Source organism: Bradyrhizobium sp. Kon37, from assembly GCF_055807535.1.
In genome coordinates this window covers 1-259 of record NZ_JBVVOY010000291.1, presented here as the reverse complement: position 1 = coordinate 259, position 259 = coordinate 1, and the positions used below count along the sequence as shown (strand labels likewise).

Annotated in this window: 1 pseudogene; it reads right to left on the bottom strand. The window is 57.5% G+C overall.

What is annotated here, in order from left to right:
- A pseudogene (locus AC0L3J_RS38200) lies at positions 1–259 on the bottom strand (carbohydrate ABC transporter permease); the annotation flags it as partial.

Here is a 259-nt window from a genome sequence, read left to right as displayed (position 1 = left end):
TACTTGACGGCTCCGCCAGTCATTCCTTCGACGAACCACTTTTGAGCGGCAAGGAAAGCGACGACCAGGGGGAGAACGATAAGGGTCGATGCGGCCATCAGCGGGCCGTAGTCATTGCCGGACTCTTCGCTCTTGGAAGCCATGATTCCGAGGGGCGGAGGCATCAGGGATTGGTCCCGTACCGCAATCAATGGCCAGAACAGATCATTCCAATGGCCGACAATTGAGAAGATCGAGAATGCGGCAAGTGCCGGCAGCG